The organism is Pseudomonas arcuscaelestis, from assembly GCF_016881005.1.
Lineage (GTDB): Bacteria > Pseudomonadota > Gammaproteobacteria > Pseudomonadales > Pseudomonadaceae > Aquipseudomonas > Aquipseudomonas arcuscaelestis.
In genome coordinates, this window is record NZ_JACOPV010000010.1 from 1 (window position 1) to 15190 (window position 15190).

The window sequence follows — 15190 nt, forward strand, 5'->3', positions numbered from 1 at the left end:
TAGCGTCTGCCGTTGAAATAGCATCACCATGATGGTGACGCGCTCCTCGGTACTCAGGTGACTGTATTGGGTAGACATGACAACACCTTACATCAGGTGTTGCACTTGCTCCTTGAGGCCGCCCATTCACACTAGAAGGACCAGTGCAGGTTATATACATATGAGTCCATGCTTCATTCCCTTCAACATTGGCATCACTTATATCACCATGATTTATTATTGGATTCCCCTGTATATCGCAAACCAACGCTGGCAATATTACAGGAGCGCATGGTCCCGTAGGCACTACAAAAGATATACCTCCCGGTTGAAATTTTGACTCGGCAAAAGTAATACAGAAACTTTTGGAGATCTTCCTATCTTTCGGAACAAATAGGCTCCCTTGAAGTGGAATTGAAAAACCGCCCATTGCTTCCAACTGCTTACGGACCTCTGCCATCGAAGCATTTGGCTTGAGATGCTGCCAGCTGTAATCAGAACTGTACACTACATCTTGCCAATTTCCCGAACCCTTATATTGCGCTCCCACTATACTAACGCCACATGTACTAAATGTTAAATCGTTACATATCTTATCACCACCCTCCCAAGCAGTAACCGTAAAAAAAAATCGCCTCCCCCCAACTTCGTATTGGCTCCCAGTCGACACAATCGAGATAGCACAAGTGATATTCGACATAAACCCGAGCACAATAAAAACTAGAACCTTATGGAAGAATTTATCTTTCAAAATATTAGACCTGCAAGGATGATCAGGAATGGTAGTCGCCCTGTCCGCACCAATATCTAGGATCTTTCCGAACGATCTGTAGGAATTTTCCCAGAGGCCACCAACGCGCCTTCCAAAGCGGTCCCAAGCGATAGCTCATCGCTCCATCGGGCTAAGTGACCTTGATACATCATTAACCATGGCATTGAGTTTCGAATAGATTCATGTAGGGTGCGCCCTAACTTGGTGCGGTAGGCTCCAACCAATTATCTGCAATGCCTTCAACAAGATTGATGGCTGTTAAGCAGAGGGCATGATCACACTGCTTGCAAAAAGAGGCCCGACAGAGTCCAAGCACGATAACCGGCTGTTGAAAGGCGTTTATAGGAAACTTCTTACGAGCCTTAGGAGATTTCCTAGGGTGATTTGCTGCACTCGCCCATACACTAGTTCTAACTTACCCACAGCCAGGTGGCAATGAGCCCTTACTCAAGGTAAAAGCACACTATGCAAAACGTTCTGATAGCTGACGATCATCCGGTCACTCGACTAGCTCTCAGGGTATTGCTGGAAAAGCACGGAACTTAGTCTGCGACGCTGTTCGGTTTGTGTGCGAACTGAATCCCCATGTGTTCATCATAGATGGTCAGCATCACCTTCAGCGGTAACGAAAGCAGCGGTCCATCGGAGCTTCTGGTGCTCTAAAGCGCCACAGTACAGCGCATGTTTGTAGCCCTGAAAACAACGAGCGGCACCGCCCTACCTTTAAACAAAAGCCCGCCGCATGAGCGTTCTGAATAGCGGTGACAACCTGCTCAGCTTCAATGCTTACCTGCAAGTGCAGCCGGAAACTATTGCTAAGCACGCGATGGAATTAGCTGATTTTGACGCGCCTCACACCTTCGCTTTAAGTTACGAGTACTCACAATGAACAATTCTTTCGTATCTGCGCTAGGCACCATCGTAGCATCGCTGCTGTTGGTTGGAGCAGCGCCCCTAGCACAGGCCTACAGTATCACCACAACAAATAGCAAATATGAATCAGGCGGGGTACGTTATTATTTCGAAGTAAGAAATTGGACAACTGGCGACACTGGCTATAGCCCTTGCGTATCGAGCGATCTACAATTGACTACTTGCCACATTTTCTTAGGTTTGAGGCTACCTGGATCGATTCTTTCTGTAGGAAAGGATTACGAATGGCGTTTCCCCATCCGCCGAGGCTCGTCTAATTTGGGCCAACTTCTTTCAGACCTCCAAGGTCAAGGTTTCAGTATACCCTTTAGCGGATCTATTCTAGTTCCTAGTGAATCCGCCAGCAATGACCTTTGCGTCGGATTTGGTTCTGCCCGTACCGGCGTCAACATCGCAGGCGGCATTAGCTATTTCGGCCCATGCATTTCAGTTGCCACCGCGACGGTTGACTGCAAGATTACAGGAAATACTACCATCGACCATAAAAGTCTAGCAGACAACGCATTGGACGGAGCGAAGGCGTCAACCCAACTCTATTTGCATTGTCAGGGTGTGACAACCGTGACCGTTTCAACATCAAGATCGAATTATAATGGCGTGATGCTAAGAAAGGACGGAAGTTTATATTCGAAGTTAACCATAAACGGCAAAGATGCGTTTACGGGAATAAATGTGCAAGTTTCGGGCGGCCAGTTCAGCCCACTTTCTATCACTTCAACATTGAAAAGTAACGGAACTGTCGCGCCTGGAGGTTTCTCAGCTTCCTCCGTGATCACCGTATCCCCCCTCTGACTTAGGCGTAGACAAAAACGCATGAGGCCTTCTGCGCTGAATCGTCACGGAGCACGGAACGTCAGCTTTAGAACCGCCACGTGGCACCGGCGCCGAGAATGTGCAGGGTGCGATAAGTGCCAGACAACGTGGTACCTGAGCGCGCCTTGGTTTGCTCCACGTCCATGTCGCCAAGCCAGACCCGTGTGTACTCGGCGTGCACGTCAAGGCCCTGGTCAACTTGATAGTTGACCCCGGTAGCCAACCGCCAGGCTTCGCCCATGGGGTTGTCGACCGTGCGGTGTTTGTCGTCCACCGCAGAACTGTCGTAACCCAGGCCTAAGTTCAAGCGCAGGCGCGGATTGATCTGGTGCTGCGTACCGACAGAGGCATGCCCGGTGTCTTTATATTCGCGATCGGCAGTACGACTGACGCCTAGGGCATCGGCATCCACTCCAACGCCGATGTTGCCGAACTCACTCCAGTCCTGCCAGCCGAGACTGCCCAATAGCTTCCATTGCGCATTGAGTTCGTGGGCAATACTGAACAGCGGTTTGTGGCACCGCCATCCCCAGCTCCAGCGACTCTGTACCCAAGCGGCTCAGTGCGCCATTGATGATAAGGTTGTCGACCCTGTCCACATCAGGCTTGTCCTTAAACTTCAGGTCGATCTTGCTGACTCATCTCAGAAGTAGACGAGGTGGGATGTGGCCTCTTTTTCAAAAGAGCCGCATTCACTCGCGGCGGATGGCCGTGCTATCACTTTCCACTCGTCACTCTGGTCCACAATCGGGTATTCAAGCGCATACCGGCCGGCGACAAAGTCTTTATCGGGAATAGCGAATCAAGGATTGATTCCGGCGGGTAGATCGCTGGATTGTCCCGCAACTCAGGCTTGATGTATTCCAGCGACGCCGCGTTTCCATTCGGGTAATTCACTGCATTGCTGATATTAGCGATCACCTGAGGCTCCAACAGGTAGTTCAAGTATGCATACCCATTCTGCCGATGCGGAGCCCCCTTCGGCATCACTACCATGTCCACCGCCACGGTCGAACCTTCATGGGGAATGCTGTAGCCCACATCCACTCCGTTCCCGGCCTGTTTGGCACTGCCCATGGCCTGCAACACGTCGCCACTGAAACCGATGGCCACGCAGATATTGCCGTTGGCCAGGTCGCTCACGTACTTAGATTGGTGGAAGTAACTGATGTAAGGCCGCACCGCCAGCAACGTCGCCTCAGCCTTCTTCAGGTCTTCAGGGTTCTCGCTATGCGGATCCAGGCCCAATGCCTTAAGGGTGATGGAAACGATCTGCGTTGGGTTGTCGAGGAACGCCACGCCACACCGGCTGAGCTTCTGGATGTTTTCTGGCTTGAGCAGCAGGTCCCAAGATTGGGTCACCTCGGTGCTGCCGAAGATCGCCTTGATCTTCTCCACGTTGTAGCCAATGCCGGTGGTCACCCACATGTACGGAATCGCGTATCGGTTGCCCGGGTCGCTGGCCTCCAGGATCTTCATCAGCTTCGGATCAAGGTTATGCCAGTTGGGCAGTTGGCTACGGTCCAGCTCCTCAATGGCCCCCGCCTTGATCAGGCGCGGCAGGAAGTGGTTCGAGGGGCTCACCAGGTCGTAACCGCTGTTGCCGGTCATCAGCTTGGCTTCTGTGGTCTCGTTGCTGTCGATCAGGTCGTAGGTGGTCTGGATGCCAGTGCGCCGGCTGAACTCGGCCAGGGTGTCATCGGCAATATAGCCGCTCCAGTTGGCGATATTGACCCGTTCTTCGGCGTGCGTTGCTGTAGCCAGCAGCGCTGAGGACAACAGGGCCGCGCAAGTGTGCTTGATCATGGATTCGCTCTCTTGTTCTTGTTTGTAACGTAATTGGAAAATCAGCGTTCGCCCTGGGCGCGGCGCACTTCCCAGGCCATGCGTACGCTGGCACCTAGGTCGAAAAAAGGCCGTGGCGGCAGGTAGCCCGGGCGAGCCTGGCCCAGCACATCACCCAGTAGGGGCGAGTCAGCTCCAATGGCCATATCCACCAGCAAGCGCCCCCACAAGGTGCCGCGGGCGACACCGGAGCCATTGCACCCCGCCACGGCATGCAGCCCGTCCTCGACCCGAGCGAAATACGGCTCGCCGGAACGGGTGCCGCTGAGGTGTCCAGTCCAGGTGTATTCGAGGTCTTGCTCCGTGATGCCCGGGAAGCGCTTCTGCAGGCCCAGTAGGTGTTCGCGCTGGCGCACGGCCAGGCCGGCGGCATCGATGTCGCGGTGGCGATATTCCACGGTGTTGCGGATCAACAGCCGGCGCTCCGGCAGCAGGCGCAAGGTGCAGCCACCAGGCAAGGTGGACAGCACGCCCCAACCCTGCGCGTCGAACAACTGCTGCCAATGCCCTTCGGTAAGCGGACGGGTGATGCTGGCGCTCAGTTCTAGTGGGAAGGTGCCGCTGCGCTTGAGGCCAACCCTTCGCAGGAATGCGCCCACACACAGCAGCACCTGCCGGGCCTGCACTTCGCCAGTTTCGGTTTTCGCGGTCCAGCCTTTGTCGGGGCGACGGCGCAGGTCGGTGACGGCGCTGTGCTCGAAGATTTCCACCTGTTCCGGCAGGCTGTCGGCCAAACCTTTGACGTAGCGGGCCGGCTGCATCAGCCCGTTGCCACCCGCGCAGTGGATGGCGCGGGCATAAAACGACGTGCCCAGGCGCTGCTGCAGAGGCGCGCCTTCGAAGAACTGCACCTGGGCGCCCACAGACGCCAGGGTTTCCAGCGCCTTCTCGACTTGCTGCAGGTGCGCCGGTTCGTGCACCGCGAAGTGGTAGCCGTTGTCACTGAGTTCGCAGTCCAGCTTCAGCTCGGCGATGCGTCGACGCACTTCCTCCCCAGCCGCGACGCCAATGCGCGACGCAACCTGATATCCGGCGAAGCCGGCCGTGCCGATCAGTTCGCCAGCGCCAGGCAGCTCGTGGCTGACCACAAACCCGGAATTGCGCGCCGACGCGCCTTGGGCGACGCGCTGGCGGTCCAGCAGCACCACCCGTTGCGACGGAAATCGCCGCGCCAGGGTATGGGCCGCCGAGAGGCCGGTGATGCCACCGCCGATGATCAGCCAGTCGACCTGTTGCGTGCCTTCAAGGCGCGGCTTTACCGGCGACTCTCCAGCCAGAGCGATCCAGCCACAGTGGTTGTTCATTGTCAGTCACTCCTTCACAATCGATGCGCAGGCGTGATTGACAAGGTACTCGGTAGCCCGCTGCATTCCTCTAATCTACGGGCATAATGCCGAGCTTTCTAACGCTAATAAATCATCCATCTATTCGGAATTTGCATGGATAGAAACCTTCGCACGCCCTCGCTGCAAGCGCTGCAGGCGCTGGTCCAGGTGGCGGTCACCCGCAACTTCACTGAAGCCGCCCGCCAACTGCACTTGACTCAGAGCGCGATCAGCCGCCAGATACAGCAGTTGGAGGAGCACTACCAGACAGTGCTGTTCGACCGCACCAGCCGCAAGGTAGCGCTGACCGAGCACGGTCGCGAGGTATACGAGGTGGCGCGGGACCTGCTCAAGTCCCTGCGCATGCTGGAACAGCGCCTGGCCCCAGCCCCCTTGGACCGTCCTTTTCGCATCCGGATATTTGTATCCCTTGCGGTACGCTGGCTATTGCCACGGCTGAGTTCGTTCTATGCGGTGAACCCCGGACTGACCCTGTCCATCGAGACCGTCAGCGGGGAACTGGTGGATGAAGGCGGCGATTGCGATGCCTATGTCTTGTACTTGCCTGGCGGCCTAGACGATCGTCGACTGACGCCCCTGTTCGACGAATACTTAATCCCGGTGTGCGCTGCGCAGCTAAACGACGGACGCGCCCCACCCTGCTCGGCCGAGGCACTGGGCGGGCACTCACTGATCCATGGTTCCACTTCACGCGGCGAATGGAACCTGTGGCTCAAGGCGCAGAAGAACTTGCCGGCGCACAGCTACCAGCACCTGCTTTTCAACCTCGACGATCTGGCGCTGGACGCCGCTGCCCGTGGCCTGGGCATCGCCATGACCGACCGCATGTTGGCCCACGACGCTCTCGTGCGCGGTGATCTAGTGGTGCCCTTCGGCGAAGCACTGAAGACCGGCGGTGTGTATGCCCTGTGGCTACGGGACAGCGGTGTTGCTCATCCCGCGTGCCAAGCAGTGTTGAATTGGTTTGAGGAGCAGGTGGAGCAGACCGTGCAGCCGCGAAAGGGTCTACGGTAATTGTTCAGACCAACGCAGAGTTGGCGCATTAGCGCCCGCCTCACCCCATGGTTTGGAGTAAGCAATTGACTATCCGCTATAGGTCGTAGCAGGACGCTTTTATCGAGCTACTTTCGACCCATCTCGACCCTGCTCCTAGACGCTCGCAACCTTCCCCAACCCGCTTGAAAAAATCTCAAGGCTTATTTCAGAACACCCCCTAGTGCATCGGGGGTCCAGTTCAGAATCACCAACTCACCAGTGAGCTCTGCCTTGCCTTGCCGCTGGTTGGTCGTTGTGTATCCAACGCTTCGGTCAAGGTCGTGCTTTCCGCCTCGCGCATATCGACGAATCTTGCCCGCGACATATCACCCTCGATCTCGGCCGCCTATCGCTGGGCCTCTGCCTTGGTGTCGAAGGTACCGGAAAGTTGAGGGTATTCTTTGCGGCGGATCTTTGCCCGCCATGCGCCGCCTGGACGCTGTTCATAAATGGCCATGCTGCGGAATTTGCCGGGGACATGTGGGACACGCAATTTCCTTTGGTGTCCCAAATTTGTCCCAAACCCAGATGGCTGTGACAATCCGCAGGCATGAAAAAAGCCCCGCAGACGTTAATCTGCGGGGCTTTCAATAATGGAGGCCGAGGTCGGAATCGAACCGGCGTAGACGGATTTGCAATCCGGAGCATAACCACTTTGCTACTCGGCCTCAAATGCCCGAAACCCTTGAACAAGCGATCTCAAACATATACAACTCTTTAAGGAAATAACTCATTACAACTGCTATCCCCTTGAAAACGCTGAGCTTTTCAGCTGCCTCGTTTTCGATGGACGCAATTATGTACTCATTCGTTTGAGCTGGCAAGCCCTTGAATTCAAAAAGTTTATTTTTTTCCTCAACACGGCACGACGAGCCTGGATACACGGCCCATGCCCCTGAAACCAAGGTCACGCACCACTGCAAAAGGGTCTTATCATAGTGCCTCCCCCGCTGCCTGCCTGATCAACTGTCGTCGACCATGCAAACCGAACTGGATCTTTTCGACCCCGAAAGCCCGCTGCCGCCCCAGTGGGTTGCCGCGCAGGCTGTTGTTTTGCCCGGGTTTGCCTTGCCCCAGGTTGAGGTGATGCTCCCTCTGTTGCGTCACGTGGTCGCTCAGGCTCCGTTTCGCCACATGCTGACACCAGGTGGCCTGAAAATGGCGGTTGGGCTAACGAACTGTGGCGCGTTGGGATGGGTCAGTGACCGCCAGGGCTACCGCTACAGCCCGGTCGATCCGCTGAGCAATCGTCCGTGGCCGGAATTGCCTGGTGTACTGCTAGAACTGGCCAGTCGTGCAGCGCTGGTGGCCGGGTTCACTGACTTCCAGCCTGATGCCTGTCTGGTCAACTGCTATCGCCCCGGCAATCGCTTGAGCCTGCATCAAGACCGCGACGAGCGCGACTTCACCCAACCCATCGTGTCGGTGTCGCTGGGGTTGCCCGCAGTGTTCCTCTTGGGTGGGCATAGCCGTAGTGAACCCACTCAGCGTATTGGTCTACGCCACGGCGATGTACTGGTCTGGGGTGGTGATGATCGGCTGCGCTTTCATGGGGTATTGCCGCTCAAAGCCGGCGCACATCCCCAGTTGGGCAGCCTGCGGATCAACCTGACCCTGCGCAAGGCTGGGTGACGGCAACCGTCTTGCACCTCTCTTCCTTTACCTCTACAGTCCTGTGCGCTCACACAATCAATAATGAGAATTGCTACTAGCACCTGACAGGAGTCGCGGTGGAGATGCAACGGATTAAGGAACTCGCAGTCGTGCTGGCTCTCTCGCTGCCTCTCACCGCTGCTGCATCAATGAAAGAAACAGCGATCCAGATTTCAGGCCCTCAAGGGCCGCTTGCGGGCAGCTTGCTCTCCAGCGAGCGCAATGCTGCGGTAGTGATCATTGTTGCGGGCTCCGGCCCCACCGATCGCAACGGCAACAGTCGTGAAACTGGCCTCACCCCCTGGACCTACAAGATGCTGGCTCAAGGCTTGGCTACACAGGGAATTGCCAGTTTGCGTTTCGACAAGCGCGCGGTGCGTGCCAGCGCCGGAGCGATTGTCGATATTGGTCAAATCATTATTGAAGATTACGCCAGCGACGTGCGAGCCTGGGCAGACCTGTTGCGCCAGCGCTTGCCTGGCACCCCGATCTGGATATTGGGCCATAGCCAAGGTGGCTTGATCGCCCTGCTGGCGGCACAGGACAACCCAACTATCCACGGCGTGGTCCTCGTCGCCACTGCGGGGCGCAGCCTCGATCAAGTAATTGTCGAGCAACTGCAAAGACACCCTGAATACACCGCGCTCGTCGCGCCTGCATCGACGATACTGCGCAGCCTGAAAGCCGGCGAGCCGGTGGAAGATCAACACATAGTGCCGGTGCTGCAACCAATCATGCGTCGGGAGGTACAAAGCCTCCTCATCAGTGAGCTGGCTCGCGACCCGGCACAGCTGATTGCCCAGACCACCCAACCGGTCCTGATTGTGCAGGGTGGCCAGGATTTGCAGATAACGCAAACCGACGCAAATTTGCTCAAGGCAGCGAAGCAAGATGCTCATCTGGTGATCCTTGAGCACGCTAACCATGTGCTCAAGGATGTGCCTGTTGATGATCGGCAGGCCAATTTTGCCGCCTATAGCAACCCGCAACTACCATTGGCCAAAGGCCTTATGCAGGCATTAAGCAGTTTCATTCTCGCCAAACAGCCTGCGCATGACCCGGAACCCCATCAACGATGAACGACGAAATCTCAAGCCAAGCCAACTACCACCTCGCCGCTCAAAAAATCCCTGTGTATGCCCACCTGAGGCAGGCTGTTGAACAGTGCCGCTGGGCCGCCGGAAGCACGGCAATTGACGTTGGTTGCGGTGCAGGTCGAGATAGCCGTTACCTGCTTGAGCAAGGCTTCGTTGTTCATGCCTTCGATCAGGATGCCAATGCACTGGCCCACCTGCAGGACCTCAATGCGCATCCTCGACTAAAGGTGCACCAAAGCAGCTTCGACGCCTTCGATTATCCGCAAGCCGATCTGATCACCGCGTGCTCCAGCCTGTTCTTCTGCCCTCCTCAGGTTTTCCCCGCGGTCTGGCAGAAGATAGTCCACGCCTTGCGGCCCAATGGCGTGTTCTGTGGACATTTCATGGGCCCCCAAGACAGCTGGGCACAACTACAGCGTAATGATTTGAGCATTCATGAATATGAGCAGATCGAGCAGCTAATGCGTGGCTTTGAGGTGCTCGATGTATACGAGCACAATCAACCAGGACAAACCCTGCTTGGTAAACGCAAACACTGGCATAGCTGGTCGGTTCTGGCGCGCAAGACCGACCGCTGTGGGTGAACATCTTTTGCAGAAACACTTGACTGTATATACATACAGATAAAGCTTGCCAGCCCTGTCAATCCTGCGCATTCTATGCCTCACTCCAGCCATAGAATGACTTCCCACCGGCATGCGTCTGTTTCTTTGCGAAAAGCCCTCCCAGGCCAAGGACATTGCCAAGGTTCTCGGCGCCAACCGCCGCGGCGATGGCTGCTGGGTTGGCACTGACGTCACCGTCACCTGGTGCATCGGTCACCTGCTGGAAACTGCGCCACCCGACAGCTATGACGCGCGCTACAAACGTTGGGTACTGGCTGACCTGCCCATCATTCCAAGCCAGTGGAAGATGCTGGTCAAACCCAGAACCGCCAGTCAGTTCAAGGCTGTCAAACGCCTGCTGGGAGAGGCCCGAGAACTGGTGATCGCTACCGATGCCGACCGCGAGGGAGAAATGATTGCCCGGGAGCTGGTTGAGCATTGCCGTTACCGTGGGCCGATTCGCCGCCTGTGGTTGTCGGCACTCGATGATGCATCGATCCGCAAGGCCTTGGCTGCGCTCAAGCCAGGTAACGAGACATTCAGCCTTTACCATTCGGCATTGGGCCGCTCACGCGCGGACTGGCTGATTGGTATGAACATGAGCCGCTTGTTCACTCTGCTCGGCCGTCAATCTGGCTACCAAGGTGTTCTGCCCGTAGGTCGGGTGCAAACGCCAACATTACGTCTGGTAGTAGACCGTGACCGCAGCATCGCCGACTTCGTGCCGGTAGCATTCTGGGCCATTGATGTGGTGCTCGACAGTGCCGGCACGCGCTTCACGGCACAATGGCGCGCCAGCGAAGACACCTGTGACGACCAGGGCCGCTGTCTGAACCACTCACTGGCGCAGCAGGCTGCCTCCGCGATCAGCAATGCCGACTGCGCACGGGTGGTCAACGTTGCTACCGAACGCGTGCGCGAAGCTGCCCCCCTGCCCTTCGACCTCGGCACCTTGCAGGAGCTGTGCTCAAAAAAGCTCGGGCTTGGCGCCCAGGAAACCCTCGACATTGCCCAGGCGCTTTACGAAACCCACAAGCTGATCACCTACCCGCGCAGTGACTGCGGCTATCTGCCATTGAGCCAACACGCCGAAGCCTCAAGCATCCTCGGTGCCTTGCTGCGCGCCGACTCAAGCCTGGCGCCGCTGCAACAGCACCTGCAGGCCCAACGCCGCTCAAGGGCCTGGAACGATGCCAAGGTCAGCGCCCACCACGGTATTATTCCTACCGCAGCAGCGAGCGATCCTTCGCGCTTGCCACCCAAGTACAAGGCGGTCTACACCTTGATTCGCGCCCGCTACCTGGCGCAGTTCCTGCCTAATCACGAGTACGACCGCACCCAGGCCGACTTTGATTGCGCAGGCCAGGCCTTGCGCGCAGTGGGCAAGCAGATTGTCGAGCCGGGCTGGCGCCGCGCCTTGCCTGAAGCCTTGACCCCGGCCAAGGGCCGCGAAGCGCCCGTTGCCCAGGTGTTGCCCGCCTTGCATCAAGGTCAGGACTGCGCCGTAGCCGAGGTCAACCTCAAGGACTTGTGGACCCAACCGCCGAAACCCTTCACCGAAGGCGACTTGATCAAGGCCATGAAAAACGTCGCCAAGCTAGTAGATGACCCACGCCTCAAGCAAAAGCTCAAGGACACCACCGGCATCGGTACCGAAGCCACCCGCGCAGGCATTATCCAGGGCCTGCTTGACCGTGGTTACCTGGTCAAACAGGGCAAGGCGCTGAGTGCTACACCCGCTGCGTTCAGTCTGATCGACGCGGTACCCCGGGCGATTGCCGACCCTGGTACCACGGCCATCTGGGAACAAGCGCTGGACATGGTCCAGAGCGGAGAGATGAGCCTGGAAGAGTTTGTCGCCAAACAGTCCGCCTGGATGAGCAAGCAAGTGGAGCGTTGCGCCGGATTGAGCCTGACCATCAGTGGCCCGGCGGTGCCGAAAACACCCTGGAAGAAAAAGCGTAAACGCAGCACCGCAACAGGTAAAACTGCGGCGAAAGCGCCACGCAAACCGCGGGTAAAAGCGCAGTAAAGCTGTGCGCTGATCAGCCCGCCTTTATCGCCTGCAGGGTATAGCTCAGGGGTAGACGCCAGGGGTCTTTATCCAGCGACCATTCTCCAGCCGAGTTCTTGCTCATCTGTCCCGGTAAGGCCTCCCAGGGAATACTGTCGTGTTCCACCAGCGCGGTGATCTGCATGCCTTGGCGCAACAATGCAGTAACCACTTCACCCAGGCCATGACTCCACTCATGGGTGACCGTTTCGCTAAGCGCTGTGTCGGTTTCGACATAGGTCTGGTCGCTGTTCCAGACCATCGGCGCTTGTCGCTCGAAATAGGGATACTCGATCACCAACCGATCCTGGTAGTCCTCATTGACTGTCAGCAGCATTGGATGACCTTCACGCAAGAACAAGCGCCCTCCCGGCTTGAGCAACGTCGCGACCGTTTGCGCCCAACGCTCGATGCTGGGTAACCAGATCAAGGCGCCGATGCCGGTGTAGACCAGGTCGAAAGCACCCGGGGTCAACACCGTATCGGCCGCGTAGACATCCGACTCGACGTATTCGATTGGCTGGTCGCAACGCTGGGCCAGGGCACGGGCCTGTGCCAGCGATTGCGTGGAAAAATCCAGCCCACTCATCTGCGCCCCCAAGCGCGCCAGCGACAAGGTATCCGTGCCGATATGACACTGCAGATGCACGGCACGCAAACCGCGGATATCGCCAAGGCGTGGCAGGTCGAAACGTACCACTTGCGACAAGTGCCGAGGGTCGGCAATGAACGTGTCGACTTCATACTCTTCAGAGGCTGCGTGCACAGACGCTCGTTCATCCCAACTGCGGCGATTCAGGTCGATCGAGTCGCTCATGGCCGGCCTTCCTTTGGCAAGATGTTCAAGCGCTCGACTATAGCCCCCTCAAAGCGCCAGGCTCAAGCTGACCATCAAATTGCGCGGTTCTCCAGGCAGGTTCCAGACAGCGTTGTATCCACGCTCGTAGTATTTGCGGTCGAACACATTATTCAAGTTCAGGCCCACGGTTGCGTTGTCGTTAAGCTTGTAATGCGCCAGCAGATCGAGCGTGCTGTAGCTGGGCAAGCGAAAGCTGCTACCTGCCTGACTGGAACGGTCTCCTACGTAATTGGCCGCAGCCCCCACATCGGAGCCCTGCAACAGGCCGTGCTGAAACGCGTACACCGCCATCAGGCTACCGCTGTGCCGAGGGATGCCCAGCAGGTCGCTACCCTTCGGCAGGTTGGCATCGCCTTTGGTGACTTCGGCATCGATATAGGCGTAAGCACCGATCAATCGCACGGCATCACTCAGCTGCCCACTGAACTGCACGTCTACGCCCTGGCTACGCGCCTTACCGGCTGCGATGCTGTCGCCAAAGGCGTCAGTGGTAATGACGTTTTCCTTATCGATCTGGAACAGTGCCAGGGTTGCGCCCAAGCGGCTGTCGAACAAGTCCAGTTTGAGCCCGGTTTCATAACCCAGTCCCTTCTCCGGTTTGTACACCTGCCCCTGGGTGCCAATGCTGTTGGGCTTGAACGAAGTCGAGGCATTGGCAAACACACCGACCTCAGGCGTGAGTTGATACAGCAACCCTACACGCGGCGTGGCGACGTCTTTTTCCTGGGTATTGCTCACACGGCTGCTACGGTTTTGCGCCGTCTGCTCAATGTGTTCCAGGCGCACCCCGATCAGGCCGCGCAAGCGATCGGTGAAGGTGATCTGATCTTGCAGGTTGAGCGCGTAGCTCTGCGTGCTCTCGAAAAAGTCATTGGCTCGGGTAAGAGGTGGCTTGGGTTTGCCATACACAGGGTTATAGATGTCCAGCCCATACGCCAGTGACGTGGCGCTCTGCGGATACTTCTGGCTGTTGCGGTAGTTTTCGTACTCCACCCCAATCAGGCTCTGGTGCTGCCACCCGGCAAAATCGAACTGGCCATGCAGTTCCGCCTGGGTGATGGAGTCATTCCATTCAAAATCACGCTCTCGATAAAAGCGGCTCAACGTAGTACCCACCAGCAGCTGGGGCTCGGAGCTGTTGCCCTTGAGTCGACCCTGCGTATAGTGATTGGCCAGACGCAACTTCCAGCTGTCGTTGAGGTAGTGCTCCAACGTCAGGTCCAATGTCTGGTTGTCGTTGCGGATGCGCCCGTCGTTGGGCTCGCCGAAAAAGGCCGAGCGACTGACAGCGCCAAGCGCGTTGTTGACTGCCGGAACACCACGGTCGAACACCGACTCGGTGCGCGAAAATTCGCTGTCGATCGACAGCAACGTGTCCGGACTCAACTGCCAGCTCAGCGACGGGCTGACGATGCGTCGCTCACTGCCAACGTAATCACGAAAACTGCCGTTGTCCTCCACCGCAAGATTAACCCGCGACAACACGCGGCCGTCGTCGCTCAATGGCGTATTCACATCCAGGCTGCTGCGGTAGCGGTCCCAGCTTCCGGCGCTGACCTTGAAGTGAGTGAACGCATCGAACTGAGGGCGCTTGGTGACAATGTTCACCAGGCCACCCGGATCGCCACGTCCGTACAAACTGGCCGCCGGCCCCTTGAGCACTTCAATGCGTTCGATATTGGAGGTGTCCGGGGCACTGTAGCTGCCACGGTTAACCGCAAAGCCGTTCTTGTACAGCTCGCTGGTGGTAAAGCCTCGCACGCTGTAGTTGAGGAAGGTCAGGCCGCCAAAGTTATTTTGTCGGCTCACGCCACCGGCAAAATCCAGCGCGCGATCAATGCGGGTAGTGTTGAGGTCTTCAAGCACCTGGCGCGGTACCACGGCAATACTTTGGGGGGTGTCGCGAATGTCGGTATCGGTCCTGGTTGCCGTGCTCGAGCGGTTGGCGCGATAGCCCTGTACGGGACCATTGGCGGACTCTTGAAATTGACGCTCACTCACCGTCAAGGTGTCGAGCAAAACAGGTTCGGCCGCAGCAGCTGGCAGCGCGAGCAACGAGGCAGACAGGCCGAGCGGCAGCCTTCCTGGGAAGTAGTTCATGGAAGCTCCTTATAAATTATGTAATAACATAACAATTAAGGCAGCCATTGGAAATCGAATAATCGAACCAAACGCGGGGTAAGCCCGCCCTTGAGGCGCC

Annotated in this window: 12 protein-coding genes, 1 tRNA gene and 3 pseudogenes; 7 read left to right on the forward strand and 9 right to left on the reverse strand. The window is 57.2% G+C overall.

Going from position 1 to position 15190, the window contains the following annotated elements:
* Window positions 1-730 (reverse strand): hypothetical protein (locus H8F21_RS16260; RefSeq protein ID WP_203585042.1); only part of this gene is annotated, 730 nt, incomplete at its 3' end.
* Between the two features lie 763 nt (window positions 731-1493).
* Here H8F21_RS16260 and H8F21_RS16270 point away from each other — a divergent pair.
* Both H8F21_RS16270 and H8F21_RS16275 read left to right on the forward strand, forming a co-directional pair.
* On the forward strand, window positions 1494-1640 hold the full coding sequence (locus H8F21_RS16270) for a hypothetical protein (protein ID WP_203481241.1): 147 nt from the start codon (window positions 1494-1496) through the stop codon (window positions 1638-1640).
* The gene (locus H8F21_RS16275; RefSeq protein ID WP_203481240.1) at window positions 1637-2476 is read left to right on the forward strand and encodes an MrpH family fimbial adhesin; all 840 of its coding nucleotides are present in this window, start codon (window positions 1637-1639) and stop codon (window positions 2474-2476) included. Before H8F21_RS16270 ends, H8F21_RS16275 begins: the two co-directional genes overlap by 4 nt.
* Before the next feature lie 67 nt (window positions 2477-2543).
* Here the strand turns inward: H8F21_RS16275 and H8F21_RS16280 are convergent.
* The 3 genes and pseudogenes from H8F21_RS16280 to H8F21_RS16290 all read right to left on the reverse strand — a co-directional run.
* A pseudogene (locus H8F21_RS16280) lies at window positions 2544-3132 on the reverse strand (OmpP1/FadL family transporter); the annotation flags it as partial.
* Window positions 3133-3214: 82 nt separating this feature from the next.
* Window positions 3215-4303, reverse strand: coding sequence for a polyamine ABC transporter substrate-binding protein (locus tag H8F21_RS16285; protein ID WP_203481239.1), 1089 nt, complete (start codon window positions 4301-4303; stop codon window positions 3215-3217).
* Between the two features lie 41 nt (window positions 4304-4344).
* Complete coding sequence (locus tag H8F21_RS16290) at window positions 4345-5646, reverse strand: NAD(P)/FAD-dependent oxidoreductase (protein ID WP_203481238.1); 1302 nt, start codon at window positions 5644-5646, stop codon at window positions 4345-4347.
* Window positions 5647-5781: 135 nt separating this feature from the next.
* Between H8F21_RS16290 and H8F21_RS16295 the strand changes: the two genes are divergently transcribed.
* Window positions 5782-6702 (forward strand): LysR family transcriptional regulator, encoded by a 921-nt coding sequence (locus H8F21_RS16295; protein WP_203481237.1) that lies wholly within the window; start codon window positions 5782-5784, stop codon window positions 6700-6702.
* A gap of 182 nt (window positions 6703-6884) precedes the next feature.
* On the opposite strand, the pseudogene H8F21_RS29645 reads toward H8F21_RS16295, so the two are convergent.
* From H8F21_RS29645 to H8F21_RS16300, 3 genes and pseudogenes are all read right to left on the reverse strand, one after another.
* A pseudogene (locus tag H8F21_RS29645) lies at window positions 6885-6983 on the reverse strand (DNA adenine methylase); the annotation flags it as partial.
* A pseudogene (locus H8F21_RS29845) lies at window positions 6983-7180 on the reverse strand (site-specific integrase); the annotation flags it as partial. The pseudogenes H8F21_RS29845 and H8F21_RS29645, both read right to left, overlap by 1 nt.
* Before the next feature lie 137 nt (window positions 7181-7317).
* Window positions 7318-7391, reverse strand: a tRNA-Cys gene (locus H8F21_RS16300).
* Between the two features lie 310 nt (window positions 7392-7701).
* Here H8F21_RS16300 and alkB point away from each other — a divergent pair.
* The 4 genes from alkB to H8F21_RS16320 all read left to right on the forward strand — a co-directional run bounded on the left by alkB (window position 7702) and on the right by H8F21_RS16320 (window position 12110).
* Window positions 7702-8355 carry a DNA oxidative demethylase AlkB gene (gene alkB, locus H8F21_RS16305; RefSeq protein WP_203481236.1) on the forward strand — a complete coding sequence of 218 codons (654 nt, stop codon included), beginning with the start codon at window positions 7702-7704 and terminating at the stop codon, window positions 8353-8355.
* 104 nt (window positions 8356-8459) lie between these two features.
* A complete protein-coding gene (locus H8F21_RS16310) occupies window positions 8460-9455 on the forward strand; it encodes an alpha/beta hydrolase (RefSeq protein ID WP_203481235.1) in 996 nt (331 codons plus the stop codon).
* Entirely contained in the window at window positions 9452-10057 is a 606-nt protein-coding gene (locus H8F21_RS16315; RefSeq protein ID WP_203481234.1) for a class I SAM-dependent methyltransferase, read from the forward strand. Before H8F21_RS16310 ends, H8F21_RS16315 begins: the two co-directional genes overlap by 4 nt.
* 112 nt (window positions 10058-10169) lie before the next feature.
* A complete protein-coding gene (locus tag H8F21_RS16320) occupies window positions 10170-12110 on the forward strand; it encodes a DNA topoisomerase III (protein ID WP_203481232.1) in 1941 nt (646 codons plus the stop codon).
* A 13-nt stretch (window positions 12111-12123) separates the two neighbouring features.
* Here the strand turns inward: H8F21_RS16320 and H8F21_RS16325 are convergent, their stop codons facing one another.
* Both H8F21_RS16325 and H8F21_RS16330 read right to left on the reverse strand, forming a co-directional pair.
* Window positions 12124-12948 carry a class I SAM-dependent methyltransferase gene (locus H8F21_RS16325; RefSeq protein ID WP_203481231.1) on the reverse strand — a complete coding sequence of 275 codons (825 nt, stop codon included), beginning with the start codon at window positions 12946-12948 and terminating at the stop codon, window positions 12124-12126.
* Between the two features lie 48 nt (window positions 12949-12996).
* Window positions 12997-15090: a TonB-dependent siderophore receptor gene (locus tag H8F21_RS16330; protein ID WP_203481229.1), complete on the reverse strand. Its 2094-nt coding sequence runs from the start codon at window positions 15088-15090 to the stop codon at window positions 12997-12999.
* Window positions 15091-15190: the final 100 nt, after the last annotated feature.

Coding starts and splice junctions, on each gene's coding strand:
- H8F21_RS16295 (WP_203481237.1), top strand. CDS start 5,782: ATGGATAGAAACCTTCGCACGCCCTCGCTGCAAGCGCTGCAGGCGCTG.
- H8F21_RS16330 (WP_203481229.1), bottom strand. CDS start 15,090: ATGAACTACTTCCCAGGAAGGCTGCCGCTCGGCCTGTCTGCCTCGTTG.
- H8F21_RS16320 (WP_203481232.1), top strand. CDS start 10,170: ATGCGTCTGTTTCTTTGCGAAAAGCCCTCCCAGGCCAAGGACATTGCC.
- H8F21_RS16325 (WP_203481231.1), bottom strand. CDS start 12,948: ATGAGCGACTCGATCGACCTGAATCGCCGCAGTTGGGATGAACGAGCG.
- H8F21_RS16270 (WP_203481241.1), top strand. CDS start 1,494: ATGAGCGTTCTGAATAGCGGTGACAACCTGCTCAGCTTCAATGCTTAC.
- H8F21_RS16310 (WP_203481235.1), top strand. CDS start 8,460: ATGCAACGGATTAAGGAACTCGCAGTCGTGCTGGCTCTCTCGCTGCCT.
- H8F21_RS16290 (WP_203481238.1), bottom strand. CDS start 5,646: ATGAACAACCACTGTGGCTGGATCGCTCTGGCTGGAGAGTCGCCGGTA.
- alkB (WP_203481236.1), top strand. CDS start 7,702: ATGCAAACCGAACTGGATCTTTTCGACCCCGAAAGCCCGCTGCCGCCC.
- H8F21_RS16285 (WP_203481239.1), bottom strand. CDS start 4,303: ATGATCAAGCACACTTGCGCGGCCCTGTTGTCCTCAGCGCTGCTGGCT.
- H8F21_RS16315 (WP_203481234.1), top strand. CDS start 9,452: ATGAACGACGAAATCTCAAGCCAAGCCAACTACCACCTCGCCGCTCAA.
- H8F21_RS16275 (WP_203481240.1), top strand. CDS start 1,637: ATGAACAATTCTTTCGTATCTGCGCTAGGCACCATCGTAGCATCGCTG.